Genomic DNA, 22556 nt, shown 5'->3' with positions numbered 1-22556 from the left:
CACACTTTCTTTATACTGACATACCAAATATTTTTTCTTTCAATAGCCTTCCAGTAGGTGTATCCGCAAGACCACCTTCTCCAGTTTCCCGAAGTGTGGAAGGCATTTGTTTACCAATTCGGTACATTGCCCCAATCACTTCATCACATGGAATTCTGCTGGTAACACCAGCTAAAGCCAAATCGGCTGAAACAATCGCTAAGGAAGAACCAGCTGCATTTCGTTTCACACAGGGGACTTCAACTAGTCCTGCCACTGGATCACAAACTAGACCAAGCATGTTTTTCAATGTCATCGCAAACGCATCTGCCGATTGTTGCGGCGTGCCTCCCGCCATTTCTACGATTGCTGCTGAGGCCATCGCACCTGCTGAACCAACTTCTGCTTGACAGCCACCTGCAGCACCGGAAATAAAAGCATTATTTGCAACAACGAAACCAAATGCACCTGAAGTAAATAAATAACGAAGCATTTGTTCACGGGTTGGGTTTAATTGATTTTTAACGGAGAATAAAGTTCCAGGTACAACGCCTGCACTACCTGCAGTTGGTGTTGCACAAATTGTACCCATTGCTGCATTAACCTCATTAGTCCCCATTGCTTTACTTACTGCATCGAGTAGTAAATTACCTGATAATGGTGTCTTTTCTTTCATATAGTTTTGAATTAACACAGCATCTCCACCAGTTAATCCCGTTACAGATTGTACCCCTTTCAATGCATCCTCAATGGCATCTTCCATAACCTGTAGATTTTTTTCCATTTCAGCAAATACTTGTTCACGAGATTTATTTTTAACGTCCATTTCCTGACGAATCATTACTTCGGATAGTAATAGATTATCTTCTTCTGCCAGTTTCACTAACTCAGCCACTGTTCTAAACATGTAAAAATTCCTCTCTTTCTCATTGGGTTAGTTACTAATTTTTGAGATTTGAATGATGTGATCAGCGTTTTCCAATTCTTTTAAAATATTATCTTCCACATTTTGATCAACTTCCATTACCATTAATGCTTCTTTTCCAATATCTTTTCGATTTACTTCCATATGACCGATATTAATTTCGTATTTTGCTAAAATTTTTGTAACAGAAGCAATTGCCCCGTATCGGTCATTATGCATAATTAATATAGCTGGATGATTACCTGATAACCGTAGTACAAATCCGTTTAATTCGGTAATTTCTACTTTTCCTCCACCAATTGAAATTCCAACTAATTCAATAGAGTCCATATCGTTTCCAATAACAAGACGTGCTGTATTTGGATGATCAACCGCAGCACTGTCTTCGATAAATTCAATTTGTAGATTTCTTTCCTTAGCAATCTCCAGTGCCTTGCTCATTCTTGGATCATCTGTCTCAAACCCCAAAAGTCCTCCAGCTAAGGCAAAATCAGTTCCATGCCCTTTATAAGTCTTAGCAAATGATTCATACAAATAAATTTTTGCCCATTTCGGCTCTTCACCAAAGAGATTTCGGGCAGCCTTACCAATTCGTGCTGCACCTGCTGTATGTGAACTGGATGGTCCAATCATAACAGGACCAATAATATCAAAAACTGAATTATATTTCATACAAATTCACCGCCTATTTCCGTATAAGTTTTATCCCTATTGTAAATTATAACAAAAACTACTATAATAAGCACTTGTGGATTATACACGCAGTAAGTGTTTAAAATTTACGATAGTGAATGATTAACACTTTTTATAATCGGGTGGGAGAGGGACAGCAACAACCATGAGGAGATCAAATGCCTTATAACAAAAAACAACCAAACCTTAAATACAGCAACTGGCGAACAGAAGTCATTGCTGGATTAATTGGTTATCTTACTACAGTGTACATTGTAGCAGTCAATGGGGCTATCCTTAGTGAAGCTGGCATTTCATTGGAAAGTGGTATGATTGCTACTATTTTGGCAAGCTTTTTGGGTACACTGCTGATGGGGATTTTTGGCAGGCTTCCATTACTTCTGGTTCCTGGTATGGGAATCAATGCTCTTTTTGCTTATTCCATTGTGGAAGGTACTCAGTTAACTTTTCAGGAAGGCCTTGCAGTGGTGTTAATTGCTGCAGTAATTTTTTTAATTACAGCATTTAGCAAATTGGGAATTGTATTAAGAGATTCAGTACCAGATTCACTAAAACACGCAATCAGTGTTGGATTGGGATTTTTCCTGATTTTAATCGGCTTGGAAAAAAGCGGTTTGGTTATAAGTGGAAATAATACAATTATTGCGATTGGTGACTTTACTTCACCAACTTTTATTGTCAGCTTATTAACATTATTCATTGCGATATTTTTATTTATGAGAAATATCCCTGCCAACTTTCTCATTACAATGATCAGTGGGACTATTCTTGCCTTCCTTTTTGGCGTAATGGAAACTGGTAAAAATGCTGTAGATATTAGCTTTAATGAAGTAATATTCATCCCTTCATTTACGGCGATTAATGAGTTATCATTTTGGCTGGCAATCTTTCCACTTGCGATGATTCTTATATTTGAAAACATGGGTTTATTACATGGACAGCTTCACATGCTTAAAAAAAATAAAAGCTATAGTAAAGCTTATCAGATTACAGCATTTTCAACACTTACCTGTGCCTTTTTTGGTACCTCACCGACTGTTTCTGCCGCTGAAAACGCTGCTATTATCACATCTAATGGTAAAACAGGAAAAGCAGCTGTAACAGCTAGTATATTATTTTTGGCGACCCTTTTTATTATTCCATGGATTTCAATGATCCCAAATTCAGCAATCAGCCCGATATTAATTATTGTAGGGGTGCTCATGGCTCAAAGTATTCGCAACATCCCGATTGATGATTTATCAGAATCATTACCCGCATTGTTAATTGTTGTAATGATTCCATTCACTTACAGTATAGCAGATGGAATGGCATTTGGATTTATTGCATACCCAATCGTAAAAATCGCTCTAGGTAAATTTAAAGAATTACCAATCCCCTTAGTCATTATTTCATCGCTATTCTTATTTGACTTTGTGATGAAGGTCGTTGGAGTATAACAAAATTCGCTTTCTGAAATCAGGAAGCGAATTTTGTTACTGCTTAGGAAATTATAAAATTTAAATGCTGTGGATAACTTAGTTGCCGGAACAGCCACGTCCAGCTCCAGCGCCTTTGTTACTGTGCAATCATAATTATGCCTTCTTTTAAATCAATTACTCTACAGATAATATATAAGAATAAATAGGCTGGTTCCCTTTATGAACTTCAATCTCAATCTCTTCGTAAGTTTCTTCAATGTGCTTCACTAGTTCTTCAACTTCCTTATCCTCAGCATCCTCACCCTGTAATACAGTGAGAATTTCATCGTCTTCTGTGATCATTTCATTTAATAATAATTTTACCGCTTCTGTTTTATCCTGATGGGTTGCTTTTATTTTCCCATCAGCAATTCCCATAAAGTTACCATTTTCAATTGTTATTCCATCAATCTGAGTATCTCGAACAGCATATGTAACCTGTCCTGTTTTTACTTTTTTTCTTGCTTCATCCATTGTCTCTTTATTCATTGTAATATCAGCCTCTGGATGAAACGCAAGCATAGCACTTATCCCCTGTGGAATCGTTTTTGTTGGTACTACCTGAACATTTTCTTCTGCCAATTCTGCTGCCTGATCTGCAGCCATTACAATGTTTTTATTGTTTGGTAAAATTAACACATTTTTAGCGTTCGCCAACTTAATCGCATCTGTAATGTCCTGCGTACTCGGGTTCATTGTTTGTCCACCTTCAATTACTACAGAAGCGCCAAGACTTTCGAGAAGTGTTGTTAAACCGCTTCCCATCGCAACAGTAACGATCGCATATTCTGCTTTTTCTATAGGAAGTGCTTTTTTATTTTTATTCCCTACAATAGCAGTGTGCTGTTCTCGCATATTTTCTATTTTCATATTAATTAAGCTGCCGTAACGTTGTCCCAATGTCATACATGTACCTGGATATTCAGCATGGACATGAACCTTAACCATTTCATCATCAGAAACTACTAGCAATGAATCGCCATGTTTACTTAGTTCATTTCGAAATTCTTCTTCATTAAATGGATTCTCAGCAAGTTTCCCATCTTCAAACTTGACCATGAATTCTGTGCAATAGCCAAATTCAATTTCTGAAGTATCCATGAAATCCTGAATAACCTTATGATGCTCAGCGTTTACCATATCTTCCATATCAATATCGGGCGAGACCTCTTTAGGTAATTCTTCACCTTTGAGTGCTGCCAGGAAGCCTTCATAAATAGTCACAAGACCTTGTCCACCAGAATCAACAACACCTACTTCTTTTAATACGGGTAATAAATCAGGTGTACGTTTTAATGAAGCTTTTGCTTCTTCTAATACATTCTCCATTAAAGCGATTACATCATTTTCTGTTTTCGCTTCTCGCACTGCGTGTTTTGCAGCATCTTTTGCTACTGTTAAAATTGTACCTTCCACCGGCTTCATTACTGCTTTATAAGCTGTGGTTACACCAATATCAAAGGCTGTAGCCAGATCATTTGTTGTTACCGTTTGTTTTTTCTCCAGCCCTCTTGCAAAACCACGAAAAATCTGGGACAAAATAACACCGGAGTTTCCTCTCGCTCCCATTAATAAACCTTTTGCAAAGGCATTAGCTACTTCAGAGACATTAGTTGTGTTAAGCTTCTTAACTTCACCAGCTCCGGAAGTCATGGATAAATTCATATTAGTTCCAGTATCGCCATCTGGTACTGGAAAAACATTTAGTGTATCTATTTTTTTGGCATTGTTCGATAAATGATGGGCTCCAGAGAGTACCATTTGTGCAAAAGTAATGCCATCCAACTTTTGTAACGCCACTTTACTTCCTCCTCTTATAACAAAAACAAATTATTACATCTTAAAAATTTCATAAAAAAAACAAATAAGCAAAGTTTAATCCTTTGCTACCCGAACGCCTTGAATATATATATTTACTGAGTCAATTGCCAATCCAAGAGATTGATTTAATGTGTATTTAACCTGCGATTGTACATTATGTGCTACTTCAGAAATCCTCGTTCCATAGCTGACAATAATATACATATCTATATGCAAATGATTCTCTTCTTGCCGGACAACAATTCCTTTAGAAAAATTTTCTTTACGCAGTATTTCTGCAAGACCATCTTTAATTTGACTTTTGGATGCCATTCCAACAATACCGTAACATTCTATTGCTGCACCGCCTGCGATTGTGGCAATAACTTCATTTGTAATTGTTACCTGACCATCATTTGTATTAAGTTCAATGGACATAATAATCCTCCTTAAATACCTACTCTAATAAGCATATTTTACTACATACGGACCGATTTTAAAAGTAGAGTTTACATTTATGTATAAAAATACCCCTTTATACAATGGGCGATTCATTTTAATCTGTCAAGTGATTTTTCTCAATATCCTTATGACAACAAATTAACGTAAAAGATTAATTGCATTCTTTGGCTACTTGTGATAAATTAAGTAAGTATTAAATGACACATGTTAGAGTAGGAGGGATTACCATGGCTAGAAAATGTGTTGTTACTGGACGTCAAACTCGCAGTGGAAACCTACGTTCTCACGCTATGAATTCCAACAAGCGTAATTGGAAGGCTAATGTACAAAAAGTACGTATAATGGTAGATGGAAAACCTAAACGTGTTTATGTCTCTGCACGCGCCTTGAAATCAGGTAAAGTTGAGCGTGTATAAACCTAAAGAATAAAGTACAGATTAACATTAGTTATTGACCAAAAAGGCCTCCATTGTATACATACAATGGAGGCCTTTTTACATTTCAGTACTTAAAAAAACAAGCTTCTGCCAATTTATTGACAAAAGCCAAGTTAGGTTATTTATCCTTTTTAAACGTACCGATTACAATCCTTACAAATCCGCCGATAAATCTTGGGAGCTTAATAGTATAAAATTTCATGAGTTCGCCCTCCTCTAAATACAAACAAAGCCTACCTTTGAATCGTATCACGACTCTTTATTAATAATAGTATGCCTTCTTTATATGAAAAAGTACCACTTTTTGAAAGAAGCTTGTTTGATATACAGAGTGTAGAGCCCCATGAAATGTTTTGATTTACTAATGGATAGTAAAAGTCTGATAATGTTATCCCTCTTACCTCTTTTGTAAAAGGGATGAATGAAATATATGGATAGTTTTCAGAATATGTAACAGTGTGCTTACCCGGTGTTGTTAATTCCAATTGATTTAAATTATCGACAATTATCCCTCTAACCCCTTTCTTTTCTATCAGACTTAGAAGTTGGATATTAATTAATTCATGATCCAGCCGCCCACCTGTAACGCCAAATAAATAAATTTCGTCCGGATTTAATTCAAAAGCCGTTAATAATGCAATCTCAAGATCTGTTTTATCTTTTTTAGAAGGAAATTCCTTAAAAACATTAGCGTATTGCTGAATAATTACTTTTTCTTTCTCATCAATTGAATCAAAATCGCCTACAGCATATTCCATTGGAATTTTATTTGTTACTAATGTTAATGCACCTCGATCTGCACCAATCCAAATATCTATCTTGTTTTTATATGCTCGGAAATCCGGATGACGTTCCATCGGTCCATTACCTACAATTGCAACTGACAGCATATAATTTATTTCTCCTCTGCTGCATTTAAAATATTTCTAATTGCAAGATGTCTATCTTCTTTATTAAAAATAGCACTTCCTGCTACTAACACATCAGCTCCCGCATCCGTACATAGTTTTGCAGTATCCGTATTTACACCGCCATCCACTTCAATTTCAAAAGTAAGATGCTGATCATTCCTCCATTTAGCTACTTGCACTATCTTATTCAATGTACTCTTAATAAATGATTGACCACCAAATCCCGGATTAACGGTCATGATCAGTACCATGTCTACATCTGGCAATATAGGCAGAAGTACTTCAGCTGGAGTTGCAGGGTTAATTACTACTCCAGCTTTTACACCATTATCTTTAATTAGTTGGATGGTCCGGTGCAAATGTGGACACACTTCCTGGTGTACTGTTATAATTGTTGCTCCCGCACTCGCAAACATAGGTATATACACATCAGGGTTCTCAATCATTAAATGAACATCTAAAGGAAGTTTAGTTACTGGCTTTATTGCCTCTACGATTAAAGGGCCAATTGTAATATTGGGAACAAAATGCCCATCCATTACATCAACATGAATGTAATCGGCTCCACCTTTTTCTACATCTTCTATTTCTTTACCTAGTTTTGCAAAATCTGCTGACAATATCGATGGTGCTATTTTTATCATCATTAATACCTCGGCTTTCTTGATTGAATTTCTTCAAAAAAACTTAAATAATGCTCATATCTGTATGCAGCTATTTCTCCTTCTTCCACGGCTTGTTTTACAGCACATTTTGGCTCTTTATAGTGCATACAGCCTCGAAACTTGCAAAAGTCTTTACGTTCTCTCATCTCAGGAAAATAATCTGTTAAGTGCTCCAATTCCAATTCACTGAAATCCAACGCACTGAACCCTGGAGTATCAGCTACCAAGCCTCCCCCTATCTGCACGAGCTCCACATGCCTTGTGGTATGTCTACCCCTCCCAAGACTTTCAGAAATCTCTGCTGTCTTCAGCAGCAGTGAGGGATTCAAAGCATTTAATAGGGATGACTTACCTACACCAGACTGACCAGCAATGACGGTTACTTTATCTTGGAAATAATGTTCTAATGTAGATAAGCTGTGCGGTTTCTTTGCTGTAAGCAATTCCACTTTATAACCTACTTTTTCGTAATCTCTTTTAAAATTCTCTATTTCCACATGATTCAGATCATCTATCGCATCCATTTTTGTAATAAAGATTACTGGTTTAATATCCTTAGCTTCTATCAAAACGAGAAAGCGATCGAGCAATACAGAACTGAATCCAGGCTTGGTGGCAGAACTCACAATAATTGCTTGATCAATATTTGCTATTGGTGGACGAACAAGTTCGTTTTCTCTCGATTTTATTTCCATGATATAACCTTTATTGGCTTCGTTCATATCGAAGGAAACAAAATCACCTACCAAAGGCGATATTTTCTTATTGCGAAAAACACCTCTGCCTCTGCATTGGTATACCTGTTCATCTGATTTAACATAGTAAAATCCACTCAATGCTTTTATTATTCTGCCTTCTGCCATTTATTCACCCTCTTCATAGGAAACTGTTTCCTCTGTAATAACATCATCATCAAGCATAACTCTGTATTGCGCAACTTCATCCGGAGCTATTGTTAATGTGATCGTATATTCCGTGTCTTCTGTGATTGTATCCTCTTTAAATACATCTGAAATATCAGGATTATTCGCATCCTTCACATAGATTCTTACAGTTTGTTCAATTGGCGTTTCCCCTTCCTGTTCACCCTCATTTCCCTGCGTTTCATGGTTATAAGATACAGTAAAAGTAATCGAATGTGTACGTGGCGGTTTTACTTGTGGTCCAGTTGATAAATATACATTAACTGTAGAACCTTCTTCTAAATCCGTACCAGCTGACGGTTCCTGATTGATAACTTCTCCCTCAGCAACACTGTCTGAATTTTCTCTAATAGGGTTCATTTTTAAATTTTTACTTTCCAAATAATCTTTTGCTTCCTGCTCTGTCATTCCTTTGAGGTTGTTTAGACTGATCAATTCCGGCCCTAGACTTACTTCAAAGATAACCTTTGTTTCACTTGGTACAACCTCTATATCAGGAGACGGTTGAATCTGACCTATTATTTCCCCTTGGGGTCGATCCGAGTATTTCTCAATCGGAATTATCTCACTGTATCCCGCTTCATTCAAAATTCGCTCCACCTGGTCAAAATCTCTGCCAACATAATCTTTAAATTCTTCTTTTTCTTTCCCTTGACTCACAAATACATTTACGGTTGACTCTTCTTTTCTTGTACTCCCTGCCTTTGGATCTGTCCTTACAACTTTTCCTTCTTCGATTTCATCAGAATAGGTTAATTCTCTTTCCACCTTTAGATTAATGCTTTCCAATTCTGCCTTGGCTTCTTCATAATCCATTTCAACTACATCTGGAATTTTAACATCTTTTGGCTGCAATAATTCAGGTATAAATAATGCAGCAATCCCTGAAGCGAGCAGCATAAATAATACAACAATTATAATGATCCATTTTTTCTTACGTTTTTTATCTTTTTTCGGCTTTTTCTTTTTGTTTTTTTTGGAAGATTTTTTTACTTTTTCTTGTTCTGCAATGTTTTTTGTGTTTTCATTTGTCTGATGTATGATCGTGTCTTGGTTCTCATTTGGCTGCAGCTGATTATCTGTAATAATTGGTATTGCTTTCGTTTCTTCCCCTGCTTCGATCGGTGGAGTAAAAACTTCTTCATCCAATTTACTTGGATGTAAAGCCATCTCTAATGCGTCATTTAAATCATATACTGTTTCAAACCGATGAAAAGGATCTTTGGCAGTTGCCTTTAGAACAATATTTTCAACACTTTGCGGTACATCCTGATTATACCTTCTTACAGATGGTGTATCATTTTGTAAATGCTTTAAAGCGATCGAAACTGGAGATTGTCCAGAGAATGGCAGACGACCTGTCAGCAGTTCAAAAAGCACAATACCGATTGAATAGATATCAGATTTTTTTGTAGCCATTCCACCTCTTGCCTGTTCTGGTGATAAATAATGAACAGAACCCAAAATTGAATTTGTTTGAGTTAATGAGGTTGCACTTAATGCTATCGCTATACCAAAATCTGTTACTTTAGCTTGTCCATATGTATCAATTAATATATTCTGTGGCTTAATATCCCGGTGTACAATATCATTGGCATGTGCATGTGCTATAGCATCCGTAATTTGTTTCATAATATCAAGCGCTTCCTGAACGTCAAGAGGGCTATAACGCTGGATGTATTCTTTGAGCGTCATACCATCGACATATTCCATTACCATGTATAATATATTATCTTCATCGCCTACATCATAAATATTTACAATATTAGGATGAGATAAACTAGATGCTGATTGCGCTTCCCTGTCGAAGCGAGCAATAAACTCTTCATCATCGGAAAAATCCAATCTCAATACTTTTATGGCTACATCACGATCTAATATGGTATCATTTGCTAAATACACATTGGCCATGCCACCCCCGCCAATGGTTGCTTTTATTTCATAGCGGTCATTTAACATATAACCATTTAACATGAGCTTTCACCCTCTTTCGGTAAAGGATCATGTTGGATAATAATAAGTGAAATATTATCTTCACCACCCCGGTTATTAGCTAATTCGATCATTTTTTCTCCAATCACCTTACTATCATCTGATGATTGGAGTAGTTCAAGCAATTCGTTATCCAAAACCTTATCCGAAAGCCCATCTGTACATAATAGAATCTTATCTCCAAAGTCAAGACCGAGCGACTGGATATCAGCATCTATATGTTCTTCAGTCCCCAATGCCTTCAATACTACATTTTTTCTAGGATGTCTTATGGCATCATCTTTGGAAATCTGACCAGACTGAACGAGTGCATTTACAAGTGAATGATCTTCGGTGATTTGATTGAATCCGTTGTCATTCAATATATAACAACGACTATCCCCAATGTGTGCTACTGTAATAATATCCTCAAAGCAAATTGCTGTAACAATCGTCGTTCCCATACCAAAACATTCTTTATTTTTTTGTGCATGTTGGTATACTTTTCCATTTATTTCCATTACTATTTTTGTTAACCAGTCTTCTGCCTCATCGGGAGAATTTAGTTTTTTGCAATTTGTCCATTTTTCTTTTAACAAAGTGATTACCATTTGACTGGCCACATCTCCAGCTTGATGACCACCCATTCCATCAGCAATAACAGCCATAAATTGTCCGCTGGAATTATAAAATATCCCGCCAGCATCCTCATTATGACTTCTCACTTGCCCAGTATCTGTTAAAAATTGTCCCTTCATCATATCCCCCCTTTTATAAAAGCTAGCAACCTGATATTAGTATTAGATTTACTCTAGTTAAAGTATTGCACATTTTTCATTAGAAAAGAACAAGATTTTTCATTTTTTTCTTTTTAGTCTCGTTAGAAAAAACCCATCCGTTCCATAATTTTGCGGGAATAATTGTAACCCTGCTTCCGTTATGCCCTCAGAACCCTCCAAGTGCTCTGGTAATTCTTCAAAAAAATTCGGGTCAATCTCGTAGTACTCATTTCTTTTCAAAAAGTTTTTAACAACACGTTCATTTTCCTCCGGATCTACTGTACAAGTACTATAGATTAATAATCCATCCTTTTTCAATAAAGGGGCAACACTTTCCAAAATATCTAGCTGTATAGTGGCAAGCCTTTGAATATCTGATTCCTGTTTATGATATTTGATTTCTGGTTTTCCCCTAATTACACCTAAACCGGAACACGGTGCATCGACTAAAATTCTATCAAAGCTTTCATTCACATGCATAGTCTGCAATATTCTCGCATCAGCTGTGTCTGCAATAATTATGGATAGGTCGAGTTCCGAAGCTTTTTTCTCAATTAATTTTACTTTCTTATAATGGAGATCATATGCATTAATCGTACCTTTATTTTGCATTTTTTCAGCAATATGGGTTGCTTTTCCTCCAGGAGCGCTACATGCATCCAATACATGCATATTTGGTTTAGGATCAAGCATTTCAGCTACAAGCATGGAGCTTTGATCCTGAATGGTTATATAACCATTTTCAAAGAGATTAGTTTTTAATATATTTCCTTTATTAACAATAATTCCCTGCTTAGAAAAAAGAGAAGGTCTTGTTTCAAAGCCTTGTTCATTTAAAATCTGCATTGCTTCCTCACGATTGATCTTTAAAGGCTGAACACGAATAGTCATTAACTTCCTATTCTGATTTTCTTCACACATTTCTTTTGTGGTTTCAAGTCCATAGGCTGCAATCCAACGATCAACCAGCCACAGTGGATGGCTGGTTTCTACTGCAAGCCGTTTAGAATCACTTTTGATTGCTTGCGTATTTGGTACTCCACTGCGTTGCACATTTCTTAATACACCATTTACGAATGAAGCTAACCCTTTATGCCCTCTTTTTTTTGCTATTTCCACAGCTTCGTGAATAATTGCATGATCTGGTACTTTATCCAAAAATTCCATTTGATAGATAGACATTCTTAGAAGCATTCTCACCCAATCGGCCATCTTTTTCTTTTGCGTGACAAAGCTGTCAATATAATAGTCCAATGTTAATTTACGTTGAATCGTTCCATAAACTACCTCTGTTAGTAAGCCCTCGTCTTTCGGATTTATTTTCTGCCTTTTCATTTCATGATCAAGTATTAAATGGCTATAACCATTATCCTTTTCTATTCGGAGTAATACGTCCAATATTGTATTTCTTAATTGATAATTGTTCATATCATTCACCCATCACTGTACCAACTTTTATTCGATCAGTAGATCCTTTTAAATATTCTTCAACAGTCATTCTTTTTTTACCTGCAGGTTGGATTTCTGTTACACGGATCCCTTTGTGATTCCCACAAACTACGATAAATCCTTTATGATCCTTGTGGACAATTTCTCCAGAAGTAGCATCATATTCTGTATTATCTGGTTCACCCCACCAGAGTTTCATGATTTTTTCTTCATATGTAGTAAAGGCAACTGGCCATGGATGCAAACCGCGGATGTGATTATAAATTTCCTCGTTACTTTTTGACCACTCGATTTTCTCTTGTTCTCTTTTAATATTTGTTGCAAAAGTTGCTTTGGTATCATCTTGTTTAGTTGGAGTGATCTTATTCTCAAATAATAATGGCAATGTTTGAATTAAAATATTCGCACCTGCTTCTGATAGCTTATCATGCATCGTTCCAACATGATCTTCTTTCTCAATTGGAATGACTACTTGTGTAAGCATATCTCCAGCATCCAATTTTTCAACCATATACATGATCGTTATACCTGTTTCTTTTTTTCCCTGCATAATTGCATAATGAATTGGAGCACCACCGCGTAATTCTGGAAGTAATGAGGCATGAACATTTATGCAACCAAATTTAGGGGGAGTTAGTAATTCATTGGGAAGCAACTGCCCATATGCTGCTGTAACAATTAAATCTGGTTCATACGTTAAGATTTCTTCATAATCATCTTTTAACTTTTCCGGTTGAAAAACAGGAATTCCATGTTTTTCTGCTTCAACTTTTACTGGTGGAGGTGTAATCATACGTTTCCTCCCTTTTGGACGATCCGGTTGTGAAACAACAAGCACAACTTCATATTCCGAGTTTACTAATGCTTGTAGAATAGGAACTGAAAAATCAGGAGTTCCCATAAAAACAATTCGTTTCATATCATTAACCTACTTTCTTAAGATACTTTCGTATATACTGTTGCTTTTAATCTTCTCAAAAATGCGGCGTAGTTACTGTTTGTTATAAGTCGGTAAGATCCGTGAACGAGAAGGCTCACCAGCCGCCCTAATATCTACATAATGTGTTTTCGGAGCGCTGGATTAGTACCCATTTTCTAATGTAAGGTGAAAAAATCACGCTAAAGTTACGTTGCATTTTATATCTTTTGTGACAATAAGAGCAAATCCTTTTAGCAAACAGTCTTCTATACTACATAAGATGGTATGGTTGCATATCTACTGAGATTAATAAATCCTCTTTACGAGATTCTTCTGCGAATAGATCTAGTATTTTATTTATATAGTGACGTAATTGTGGTTCATTTCTGTATTTTATCATGCATTGGTAACGATATCTATCTTTGATACGTGGGATTGGGGAAGGTGTTGGTCCCAAAACGACTGTATCCGTTTGTACATTTTTCATTAGCAGTTGAACAATCTTCTGGGTGGTCTGAACTGCTTTTACTTTATTTTGATGCGAAACTGTTAATAGAGCAAGAAAAACATATGGAGGATATTGGAATGTTTTTCTTGTCGTCATTTCTTTCCGATAAAATTGATTAAAGTCATATTTACTTGCAAGTTCAATACTGTAATGATCTGGTGTATATGTTTGTACAATTACTTCCCCTGTTAATTCGTGTCTACCTGCACGTCCACTTACCTGTGTCAGTAATTGGAATGTCTTTTCAGAGGAACGAAAATCTGGTAAATGAAGCATGGAGTCCGCTGTTAATACACCGACTAATGTAACATTTTCAAAATCCAGCCCTTTTGCGATCATTTGTGTTCCCAGTAGGATATCTGCCTGCTTTTCAGCAAATTGATGAAGCAATTTCTCATGAGAGCCTTTCCTGCGCGTTGTATCCACATCCATTCGAATAACTCTTGCCTCGGGAATTATTTTTGTTAATGCTTCTTCTACACGTTGTGTGCCAGTGCCAAAATAGCGAATTAGATCACTTGTACATTCTGGGCAACTCATTGGCATTGGTTCCTCATAGGAGCAATAATGGCATTTTAATTGATTGTTATTTTTATGATAAGTAAGTGCAATGTCACAATGCGGGCATTCTTTCACATGACCACAGTCTCGACACATTACAAATGTCGAATAACCGCGTCTGTTCAATAGTAAAACAATTTGTTCACCCTTTTCGATACATTGTTCCATACGTTCTTTTAAACTGCGGGAAAACATGGTACGGTTACCTGCATGCAATTCATTTCTCATATCGACAATTTCAACTTCCGGCATGGCTTTTTCATTTGTCCTCTTGCTGAGTGTTGCCAGCCTGTAGACACCTTTTTGTGCTCTTGCATAGGATTCAAGTGTCGGAGTGGCACTTCCCAAAATCACTGGACATTGATGTGTTTCTCCACGATGAATTGCAACATCACGAGCATGGTAACGCGGTTGGTCTTCCTGCTTATAGGTCGTTTCGTGTTCTTCATCAATGATAATGATGCCAATGTTTTCAAACGGTGCATAAATTGCAGATCTCGCTCCAACAACAACCTGTACCTCTTTTCGCTGGATTCGTCGCCATTCATCATATTTTTCCCCTGCAGACAGTGCACTATGCATTACTGCAACATTAGATCCGAATCTTCCTTTGAATCGTTTCACCATTTGAGGAGTGAGTGAAATTTCAGGAACAAGTACAATTGCTTCCTTCCCTTTAGCAATTACATCCTGGATTGCCTGTAAATAAATCTCAGTCTTTCCACTTCCAGTTACTCCGTGTAAAAGAAATACATCATGCTGACGTTTATCGATGTTCTCTTTTATTGGTCTGATGGCAAATTCCTGCTCTTTCGTTAACTCCATAGCAGTCGTTTTGGAAAAGGTATCATCATTATAAGGTTGGCGATATACTTCAACCTGATAAGATTCAAGAAGTGCTTTATCTGTTAATTTTTTTATAGTATTAGTAGTAGTTTGCAGCTTGTGAAGTAGTAACTTTTTATCAATTGACTCCGGATTTTCAAGAAAATATTGTAGTAGCTGTTTTTGTTTCTTTGCATTTTTGGATAAATCTTGAAATGCTTCCCCTAATAAATGGAGATCACGAGCAGGCTTAATCATCGTGACATATTTTTTTGTGATTTTTGATTTCACTAAATAATCAATTGAAATATCTCCATCCTGGACTGTTTTTTGTAGTTGATAATAACTGATTCCTGATCCTTCAAATTCTTCGTAAGCTATTACATCTCTTCCAACAAAAAGCTCCTCCAAATTCGTTGGCAATTTCGAATCGGTCATTCGTACTAATTCTTTTTTATACTGCGCTTTTAATACTTGGGGCAGCATCGCTTGAAATGCTGTTATATAAAAACTAACGGTTTCATTCGCTATCCACTTACCCAGGTTCAGCAATTCCGGAGTTAGTACCGGAGTTAAATCCAAAACATCGACGATCTCTTTTAATTTATCAAAATCTGATTCCGATGATCGAGCCACAACAAACCCCATTATTTTCCTTGGACCAAACGGAACAATAACCCTCATACCAATGGACAAAATATCCTGGAATTTTTCTGGGATAAGATAATCAAACGTTTGATTAATAGAACTAACAGGCACATCGACAATGACTTTTGCTATATTCACCGAGATTCATCCTTTATTTCACGATCAATTAATTTCCATATCCTTTCAGCAACTTCTTTTTTTGTAGCTAATGTAATTTCATCAGCCTGTCGATTTTTATTAACAAATGTTACGATGTTTGTATCTCCTCCAAAACCTGCTCCTGCAACTGTTACATTATTAATAGCAATGGCATCTAAATTCTTTTCTTCAAGCTTTTTTAACCCATATTCCAAAGGGTTGGTTGTTTCTGCTGCAAATCCAACTAAATATTGGTGATTTTTTACTTCCCCAAGTGATTGCAAAATATCTTTGGTGCGAACCATTTCGATATTCCAATCACCAGCCTGTTTCTTCATTTTCTGATCATAAACCTGCTTTGGACGATAATCAGCAACTGCAGCAGCTTTAATAACTATATCACTTGATGGAAAATAGTGATGCATTGCTTCATACATTTCCTCAGCTGAAGTAATATTAATTCTGTTAATTAAATGATTAGATATTTCGAGATCAGTTGGACCGGTTACAAGCGTAACCTCAGCGCCATTATCAGCCGCCGCTTCCGCTAGGGCAAATCCCATTTTACCTGATGACCGATTGGTAAAAAAACGAACGGGGTCAATTTGTTCATGGGTTGGTCCTGCCGAAATCAGCACTTTTTTGCCTGCTAAAATCTTATCTGCAGACTGATGATTTTCAATTGCTTTGATAATACTTTCCGGCTCTTCCAGACGTCCTTTTCCAACATAACCGCATGCTAAATAACCATCACCTGGTTCGATAAAGTTATATCCCCATTTTTCCAGTTGCTTCATATTGTTAATTACAGCAGGATGTGCATACATATGCACATTCATTGCTGGAGCAATATAAATGTCTGCCCGTGTGGCTAGTAATGTTGTTGAAAGCATATCATCAGCTATACCGTTTGCTATTTTACCAATTATATTAGCAGTAGCTGGGGCAATCAGCGCTATATCTGCCCAATCAGCGAGGTCAATATGGGCAATGGTTTTTGGATCCTTTTCATCAAAAGTATCGATGTAAACAGAGTTTCTAGATAATGCCTGAAATGTTAAAGGGGAAACAAATTCTGTAGCACTAGCTGTCATCATCACTTTTATATTTGCCCCAGCTTGCGTTAATTTACTTGTCAGGGCACATGCTTTATATGCTGCAATTCCACCTGAAACACCTAATAGAATATTCTTTTTGTTAACCATTTATGAAACCCCCCTCAATTTATTCTCTAGTTTATTTATATCATAAATACGTAACAACATCTTGTGAAAAGGATTTCTTGTGGACATTAAAAAGCCCTCGCAAGTATAAAGAGAGCGAGGGTGAACTTATTATTTTATTATTCTCCTACTAGAGTTAACTTGTCCTGCTGTATTTCTTCCAAAGCCATCCCAACATATTTATTAGATTTTGGGTTTTCTATCAATGTTTTTTTTGTTTCGCTTAGTTGTCTTGCCCGTCTCGCTGAGAGAGTCACAAGTATATACTTTGAACTGATTTTCTCCTGAAGTTCATCAATTGATGGTTCTAACATCATTACTTTTCATCCTCCAATAACTTTTTATATTGTTTTTCAATACGTTCCCTTTTAAGATGCTCACTTTGAATAATCGATTGGATTTTAGCCACTGCATGCTCTACTTGATCATTTACAACTACATAATCATAAGCATCCATCATTTCAATCTCTTTTCTCGCTTCTTTTAGCCGGTTTATTACTAACTCAGAAGACTCTGTTCCCCGATTAACAATTCTATTCTTCAATTCTTCCAGGCTTGGCGGAAAAAGAAAAATAAATACACCGTTAGGAAAATTTTCTTTAACCTGCAGTGCTCCCTGTACTTCTATTTCCAAGAAAACATCATGACCTGCTGCCAATGATTCCTCAACATATGCTCTAGGAGTCCCATAATAATTATTAACATATCGAGCATATTCTAGTAGTTGATTCCTCTGTATTAGGTTCTCAAATTCTTTCCTTGATTTATAGAAGTAATCCACTCCATCTGTTTCCCCAGGGCGTTTTTCCCTTGTTGTCATGGATATAGAATATTTCAAATCTGTTGCTTGATCAAATAGTTCTTTTCTTACAGTTCCTTTTCCAACACCAGATGGCCCTGAAAGAATAAATAAAATTCCTTTTTCATCAATCAAAACATTTCCTCCTATTTATTTCACCTATTCATCAGTAATCTCTTCATGACTCAACACTCGCTGCCCAACGGTTTCAGGTTGTACAGCAGATAAAACAATGTGATCACTATCTGTAATAATTACAGCTCTTGTACGTCTACCATATGTTGCATCAACCAGTTTATTATTATCTCGAGCAATGGTAATAATTCGTTTAATTGGTGCTGATTCTGGTGATACGATCGAGATTACTCGATTAGCAGAAACAACATTACCAAACCCTATATTAATTAATTGTAAACCCACAGTGAATCCCCCTCAATTGTTATTTCTATTATAAGTACAAACCATTACAAAACTCAAATGTTATTCAATATTTTGCAGTTGTTCTTTAATTTTTTCAATTTCGCTCTTTAATAATACCGTACTTTCACTAATTTCAGGGTCTGTTGACTTGGAGCCAATCGTATTTGCTTCCCGGTACATTTCCTGAACTATAAAATCCAATTTCCGACCAATCGCTCCACTCCTGTTTATTGTCTCCATAAAATGATCTACATGACTTAATAAACGAGTTATCTCCTCCGTAATATCCCCTTTCTCAGCTAAAAGCACAATTTCCTGGTATAGACGTGCATGATCAATGGAAACGGAATCTGTTAACTGTTCTTCGACACGTTTTTGAATTCGTTCACGATATTCCTCAATTACATTAGTACGTCTGTTTTGTAATAAGGAGACCATATGCTCAATCGAATGAATTCTCTCTTTTAAGTCCTTGAGCAAAAAGGTGCCTTCCTCTTTCCGCATCTCTAGTACTTGGATACAAGCCTGTTCTGTACTAATAAGAATAGACTCTTTTAAATCATCTTCCTGTTGTTCTGTCTCCTGTACTGTAATCATATCAGGGAGTGCAGTAAGTATTGTTGCAGGAAGCTCTCCTGATAAATGGTAACGATCCTTAGCGGTATTTACTTGACTAATAAATTGATCCATTAACTTCCAATCCGTTTTCAATATCTTTTGAATAAATCCATCCCCTTCTATTCCGATATAAACTTCTATCCTGCCTCGTTCGAAATGAGATTGGATTATTTTTTTAATCTTATCCTCCAAAAATAGGAATGAATGGGGGATTTTCGCTGTAAAGTCCAAATATCGATGATTAACACTCCTTATTTCTACTGTAATTGTAGTATTACCAATATTTCCGATACTTCTCCCATACCCCGTCATACTTGCACCCAAAACAATCACATCCAATATAATTAATCGTTATTAAATTAAGACTTTTTTGTAGGGATTGTTGCTTTAATTAATCTTCGTAGTCGATATAAAATGCAACGTAATTTTTAGTTTATATCCAAAGACATGTGCTGTTGCTGCCGTCTGAGATCGCTTCGGGCGGATACTTTTTCGGAACGATGGATTAAACCTATTCCCATCGATTTTACTTTCGCAATTTATATCGTTTGTAACAAATACAACATTTCTTTTTCTTTTATAATCAGTTTTAAATTATAATGAAACTCTATTATATCAATGATTCACCAAAATATAAAACCCGAAACAGGAAATTTCCTTTATTTTGGGTTTAAATCTTCTATTATTTTTTAGTAAATCCAAATAGTACCGTTGGCAATGCGCTTAACACAAGGATTAGCATCCAATCTCTCAAATCTAAAAACGTTGTGTGGAAAATCGGCTGCAAAGGTTCCCAATAAATAACAACTAATAATAGAAGTAAAGAAGATAATACGGCTAATACCAGATACATATTTTCAAATGGATTTCTCGAAAACACTGAATTTTCGCTACGACAATCAAATACATGTATTAATTGTGCCATTACTAATGTAGTGAATGCCATCGTTTGACCATAAACTAAATTTCCAGGAGTGTTTTGATAGGATACCATAAAGGCAATCAGTGTTACTACCCCTATCAAAAATCCTCTGCTAACTATCTTATATCCCAATCCCCTAGCAAAAATACCTTCTTTCGGATTTCTTGGACTTCTCTTCATCACATCGTTTTCTGGTTTATCCAGTCCAAGTGCCATTGCCGGTAGACCATCTGTAACAAGGTTAACCCATAATATTTGTACAGGTACTAACGGTAAAGGAAGTGCTAAAAGCATTGCAAATAGCATAACTAATATTTCTCCGACATTGGACGCTAACAAATATCTGATAAATTTTCGGATATTCTCATATATATTTCTTCCCTCTTGAATCGCTGATTTAATTGTTGCAAAGTTATCATCCAATAATATCAAGGAAGAGGCTTCCTTCGTTACATCCGTTCCACTCATACCCATACTAATACCGATATCACTTGCCTTGATTGCCGGCGCATCATTAACCCCATCTCCTGTCATTGCAACAATATGCCCCTTTTGTTGAAATGCTTTAACGATTTTCAGTTTATGTTCGGGAGTAACTCTTGCAAATACATACGTATCCTCAATAACATCCTCCAGTTCATTTAAGGACATTTGGTTTAATTGATAGCCTTCCAAAACCAGTCCATTTTCTGGAATCAAGTTAAGATTATCTGCAATCGCCCTTGCCGTTTTTACATGATCACCTGTTATCATTACTGTTTTAATTCCCGCTTGTCTACATTCTTTAATTGCAGATTTCACTTCTTTTCTTGGTGGATCGATCATTCCATACAATCCAATAAAGGTTAAATCTTTCTCTAAAAATGTGGAATCAAGCGAATCATTTTTAGAAATTGGTTTCATTCCGATTGCTATTGTTCTTAGTGATTTTCCCGCCATATTATTAATTGCTTGATTTATATTCTCTTTTTCTTTTTCTTTCAATAGCTTTCTTCCACTCTTATCAAGTTGAAAGGAAGATCTTGGAAGAAGTACTTCTGGAGCCCCTTTAGTTATTAAAAAACGCATTTCATTTTCATCTTCTAAAATGACACTCATTCTTTTTCGATCAGAATCAAAAGGGATTTCCTTAATTACCTTATATTTTTCACCATTCATTGTTGTTAAACCTATTTTTCTTGCAGCAACTAATAGTGCACCATCAGTTGGATCCCCATCAATAAAATATTTCCCCTTTTTTATATTTAAACTGGCATTATTACATAGCATTCCATATAAAAGCATCGATTCCAGATTTGGAAAGTTAGTGTCTACTTTATTCTTATTTAAAAAATAATCCCCGCGTATATCATATCCATCACCTGTCACATATATATGCTCGCCATTTAAATAGAGTTCTTTAACAGTCATTTGATTTTCTGTCATTGTCCCCGTTTTATCTGAACAAATAACAGAAGCACACCCCAATGTTTCCACAGCTGATAATTTTCGTACAATTGCCTTTTTCCTTATCATTCTTTGAACACCTAGGGAGAGAGCAACGGTAACAATTGCAGGCAGTCCTTCCGGGATAGCTGCCACTGCTAATGAGACCCCCGCTAGAAACATATTATATACTGGATGTCCTTGCATGACACCAAGCATAACTACTAACGCTGTTAAAACCAAAGCAACTGCAATTAAGATTTTCCCAAGTTCCGCCAGTTTTCGTTCCAGTGGAGTAATTGCTTTTTTTGTACTGATCATCAACGAAGCAATTTGCCCTATGACCGTATTCATACCAGTTCCTACTACAATACCAATACCTGATCCCCTTGTAACCAATGTTCCCTTAAAGCCCATATTAATTTGATCCTGGGCATCGAGACTATCTGTAACAATTGCAGTTGCATGCTTCATTACCGGAAGAGATTCCCCTGTAAGAGCCGATTCCTCTGTTTCCATCCCACTTGATTTCACAATTCGAATATCTGCCGGGACACGATCTCCGCTTGTTATTTTTACAATATCTCCAACAACAACATCTTTGGAAGAAATTTTCATCCATTTTTCTTCCCGTAACACATTTGCCATTGGTGCTGATAGCTCTTTCAATTTTTCTAGTGACTTTTCTGCCTTTTGTTCCTGAAAGAATCCTATAAATCCATTTACCAATACGATAACCATTATTGCAATCGCATCAATAAATTCCCCGAGCAAACCGGCAATAAGTGTTGCTGCAAGTAAAACTAAAACCATAAAATCCTGAAATTGTTTTAGAAAGATTAACCATTTTGATGTTCCTTTTTGTTCACTCAACACATTAGATCCATATTGTTTACGACGTTGTTCAACTTGTTTAGAAGTAAGTCCTCTATTCGTTGTTACATGCAACTTTTGCTCAACACGTTCTACATCTAATTGATACCATCTCATACTGCATTCCTCCAAATTGGCTGAAGTCTACTTTTCCCTTTTATATTCTTAATGAAATCTATGCAGACTTGTCCAAAAAAATGCTATAATTATAGCATGAGGTGAT

21 protein-coding genes are annotated in these 22556 nt (G+C 36.3%); 2 read left to right on the top strand and 19 right to left on the bottom strand.

Annotated elements, in window-relative coordinates:
- Window positions 1-10 precede the first annotated feature (10 nt).
- Window positions 11-886 (bottom strand): L-serine ammonia-lyase, iron-sulfur-dependent, subunit alpha, encoded by an 876-nt coding sequence (gene sdaAA / locus AC6HVZ_RS01580; protein WP_497556368.1) that lies wholly within the window; start codon window positions 884-886, stop codon window positions 11-13.
- Between the two features lie 27 nt (window positions 887-913).
- Window positions 914-1576, bottom strand: coding sequence for an L-serine ammonia-lyase, iron-sulfur-dependent subunit beta (gene sdaAB / locus AC6HVZ_RS01575; protein WP_497556367.1), 663 nt, complete (start codon window positions 1574-1576; stop codon window positions 914-916).
- Window positions 1577-1755: 179 nt separating this feature from the next.
- Here sdaAB and AC6HVZ_RS01570 point away from each other — a divergent pair, with 179 nt between their 5' ends.
- Window positions 1756-3036 (top strand): NCS2 family permease, encoded by a 1281-nt coding sequence (locus AC6HVZ_RS01570; RefSeq protein WP_497556366.1) that lies wholly within the window; start codon window positions 1756-1758, stop codon window positions 3034-3036.
- Window positions 3037-3192: 156 nt separating this feature from the next.
- Here AC6HVZ_RS01570 and AC6HVZ_RS01565 read toward each other — a convergent pair whose 3' ends face one another.
- Window positions 3193-4857 (bottom strand): DAK2 domain-containing protein, encoded by a 1665-nt coding sequence (locus AC6HVZ_RS01565; protein WP_497556365.1) that lies wholly within the window; start codon window positions 4855-4857, stop codon window positions 3193-3195.
- Window positions 4858-4932: 75 nt separating this feature from the next.
- A complete protein-coding gene (locus AC6HVZ_RS01560) occupies window positions 4933-5295 on the bottom strand; it encodes an Asp23/Gls24 family envelope stress response protein (protein ID WP_497556364.1) in 363 nt (120 codons plus the stop codon).
- A gap of 251 nt (window positions 5296-5546) precedes the next feature.
- Here AC6HVZ_RS01560 and rpmB point away from each other — a divergent pair, with 251 nt between their 5' ends.
- Complete coding sequence (rpmB, locus tag AC6HVZ_RS01555; protein ID WP_497556363.1) at window positions 5547-5735, top strand: 50S ribosomal protein L28; 189 nt, start codon at window positions 5547-5549, stop codon at window positions 5733-5735.
- Window positions 5736-5874: 139 nt separating this feature from the next.
- On the opposite strand, the gene spoVM is transcribed toward rpmB, so the two are convergent.
- From spoVM to AC6HVZ_RS01480, 15 genes are all read right to left on the bottom strand, one after another.
- Window positions 5875-5958 carry a stage V sporulation protein SpoVM gene (spoVM, locus tag AC6HVZ_RS01550; RefSeq protein WP_094883957.1) on the bottom strand — a complete coding sequence of 28 codons (84 nt, stop codon included), beginning with the start codon at window positions 5956-5958 and terminating at the stop codon, window positions 5875-5877.
- A gap of 31 nt (window positions 5959-5989) precedes the next feature.
- Entirely contained in the window at window positions 5990-6646 is a 657-nt protein-coding gene (locus AC6HVZ_RS01545; protein ID WP_497556362.1) for a thiamine diphosphokinase, read from the bottom strand.
- 5 nt (window positions 6647-6651) lie between these two features.
- Complete coding sequence (gene rpe / locus AC6HVZ_RS01540; RefSeq protein ID WP_497556361.1) at window positions 6652-7311, bottom strand: ribulose-phosphate 3-epimerase; 660 nt, start codon at window positions 7309-7311, stop codon at window positions 6652-6654.
- Between the two features lie 2 nt (window positions 7312-7313).
- Window positions 7314-8195 carry a ribosome small subunit-dependent GTPase A gene (gene rsgA / locus AC6HVZ_RS01535; RefSeq protein ID WP_497556360.1) on the bottom strand — a complete coding sequence of 294 codons (882 nt, stop codon included), beginning with the start codon at window positions 8193-8195 and terminating at the stop codon, window positions 7314-7316.
- Complete coding sequence (gene pknB, locus AC6HVZ_RS01530; protein WP_497556359.1) at window positions 8196-10229, bottom strand: Stk1 family PASTA domain-containing Ser/Thr kinase; 2034 nt, start codon at window positions 10227-10229, stop codon at window positions 8196-8198.
- Window positions 10223-10984 carry a Stp1/IreP family PP2C-type Ser/Thr phosphatase gene (locus AC6HVZ_RS01525; protein ID WP_497556358.1) on the bottom strand — a complete coding sequence of 254 codons (762 nt, stop codon included), beginning with the start codon at window positions 10982-10984 and terminating at the stop codon, window positions 10223-10225. The genes pknB and AC6HVZ_RS01525 overlap by 7 nt, the downstream gene beginning before the upstream one ends.
- 99 nt (window positions 10985-11083) lie before the next feature.
- Window positions 11084-12433 carry a 16S rRNA (cytosine(967)-C(5))-methyltransferase RsmB gene (gene rsmB / locus AC6HVZ_RS01520; protein WP_497556357.1) on the bottom strand — a complete coding sequence of 450 codons (1350 nt, stop codon included), beginning with the start codon at window positions 12431-12433 and terminating at the stop codon, window positions 11084-11086.
- A 1-nt stretch (window position 12434) separates the two neighbouring features.
- On the bottom strand, window positions 12435-13373 hold the full coding sequence (gene fmt, locus AC6HVZ_RS01515) for a methionyl-tRNA formyltransferase (RefSeq protein ID WP_497556356.1): 939 nt from the start codon (window positions 13371-13373) through the stop codon (window positions 12435-12437).
- 271 nt (window positions 13374-13644) lie between these two features.
- Entirely contained in the window at window positions 13645-16053 is a 2409-nt protein-coding gene (gene priA, locus AC6HVZ_RS01510; protein ID WP_497556355.1) for a primosomal protein N', read from the bottom strand.
- Window positions 16050-17258: a bifunctional phosphopantothenoylcysteine decarboxylase/phosphopantothenate--cysteine ligase CoaBC gene (gene coaBC / locus AC6HVZ_RS01505; protein ID WP_497556354.1), complete on the bottom strand. Its 1209-nt coding sequence runs from the start codon at window positions 17256-17258 to the stop codon at window positions 16050-16052. The genes priA and coaBC overlap by 4 nt, the downstream gene beginning before the upstream one ends.
- Before the next feature lie 137 nt (window positions 17259-17395).
- Window positions 17396-17593: a DNA-directed RNA polymerase subunit omega gene (rpoZ, locus tag AC6HVZ_RS01500; RefSeq protein ID WP_497556353.1), complete on the bottom strand. Its 198-nt coding sequence runs from the start codon at window positions 17591-17593 to the stop codon at window positions 17396-17398.
- On the bottom strand, window positions 17593-18210 hold the full coding sequence (gmk, locus tag AC6HVZ_RS01495) for a guanylate kinase (RefSeq protein WP_497556352.1): 618 nt from the start codon (window positions 18208-18210) through the stop codon (window positions 17593-17595). The genes rpoZ and gmk overlap by 1 nt, the downstream gene beginning before the upstream one ends.
- Before the next feature lie 24 nt (window positions 18211-18234).
- The gene (gene remA, locus AC6HVZ_RS01490) at window positions 18235-18495 is read right to left on the bottom strand and encodes an extracellular matrix/biofilm regulator RemA (RefSeq protein WP_497556351.1); all 261 of its coding nucleotides are present in this window, start codon (window positions 18493-18495) and stop codon (window positions 18235-18237) included.
- Window positions 18496-18555: 60 nt separating this feature from the next.
- Complete coding sequence (locus tag AC6HVZ_RS01485; RefSeq protein WP_497556394.1) at window positions 18556-19446, bottom strand: YicC/YloC family endoribonuclease; 891 nt, start codon at window positions 19444-19446, stop codon at window positions 18556-18558.
- A 349-nt stretch (window positions 19447-19795) separates the two neighbouring features.
- A complete protein-coding gene (locus tag AC6HVZ_RS01480; RefSeq protein ID WP_497556350.1) occupies window positions 19796-22450 on the bottom strand; it encodes a calcium-translocating P-type ATPase, SERCA-type in 2655 nt (884 codons plus the stop codon).
- Window positions 22451-22556: the final 106 nt, after the last annotated feature.

This window comes from Oceanobacillus sp. NCCP-135 (assembly GCF_059698015.1).
Note: the sequence above shows the minus strand (reverse complement) of the source record. Positions and strands in the feature narration are given on the sequence as shown.

Excerpts from the sequence above, each read along its gene's own strand:
- sdaAA (WP_497556368.1), bottom strand. The coding sequence starts at position 886 with ATGTTTAGAACAGTGGCTGAGTTAGTGAAACTGGCAGAAGAAGATAAT.
- sdaAB (WP_497556367.1), bottom strand. The coding sequence starts at position 1,576 with ATGAAATATAATTCAGTTTTTGATATTATTGGTCCTGTTATGATTGGA.
- AC6HVZ_RS01570 (WP_497556366.1), top strand. The coding sequence starts at position 1,756 with ATGCCTTATAACAAAAAACAACCAAACCTTAAATACAGCAACTGGCGA.
- AC6HVZ_RS01560 (WP_497556364.1), bottom strand. The coding sequence starts at position 5,295 with ATGTCCATTGAACTTAATACAAATGATGGTCAGGTAACAATTACAAAT.
- rpmB (WP_497556363.1), top strand. The coding sequence starts at position 5,547 with ATGGCTAGAAAATGTGTTGTTACTGGACGTCAAACTCGCAGTGGAAAC.
- spoVM (WP_094883957.1), bottom strand. The coding sequence starts at position 5,958 with ATGAAATTTTATACTATTAAGCTCCCAAGATTTATCGGCGGATTTGTA.
- AC6HVZ_RS01545 (WP_497556362.1), bottom strand. The coding sequence starts at position 6,646 with ATGCTGTCAGTTGCAATTGTAGGTAATGGACCGATGGAACGTCATCCG.
- rpe (WP_497556361.1), bottom strand. The coding sequence starts at position 7,311 with ATGATAAAAATAGCACCATCGATATTGTCAGCAGATTTTGCAAAACTA.
- rsgA (WP_497556360.1), bottom strand. The coding sequence starts at position 8,195 with ATGGCAGAAGGCAGAATAATAAAAGCATTGAGTGGATTTTACTATGTT.
- pknB (WP_497556359.1), bottom strand. The coding sequence starts at position 10,229 with ATGTTAAATGGTTATATGTTAAATGACCGCTATGAAATAAAAGCAACC.
- AC6HVZ_RS01525 (WP_497556358.1), bottom strand. The coding sequence starts at position 10,984 with ATGAAGGGACAATTTTTAACAGATACTGGGCAAGTGAGAAGTCATAAT.
- rsmB (WP_497556357.1), bottom strand. The coding sequence starts at position 12,433 with ATGAACAATTATCAATTAAGAAATACAATATTGGACGTATTACTCCGA.
- fmt (WP_497556356.1), bottom strand. The coding sequence starts at position 13,373 with ATGAAACGAATTGTTTTTATGGGAACTCCTGATTTTTCAGTTCCTATT.
- coaBC (WP_497556354.1), bottom strand. The coding sequence starts at position 17,258 with ATGGTTAACAAAAAGAATATTCTATTAGGTGTTTCAGGTGGAATTGCA.
- rpoZ (WP_497556353.1), bottom strand. The coding sequence starts at position 17,593 with ATGATGTTAGAACCATCAATTGATGAACTTCAGGAGAAAATCAGTTCA.
- AC6HVZ_RS01480 (WP_497556350.1), bottom strand. The coding sequence starts at position 22,450 with ATGAGATGGTATCAATTAGATGTAGAACGTGTTGAGCAAAAGTTGCAT.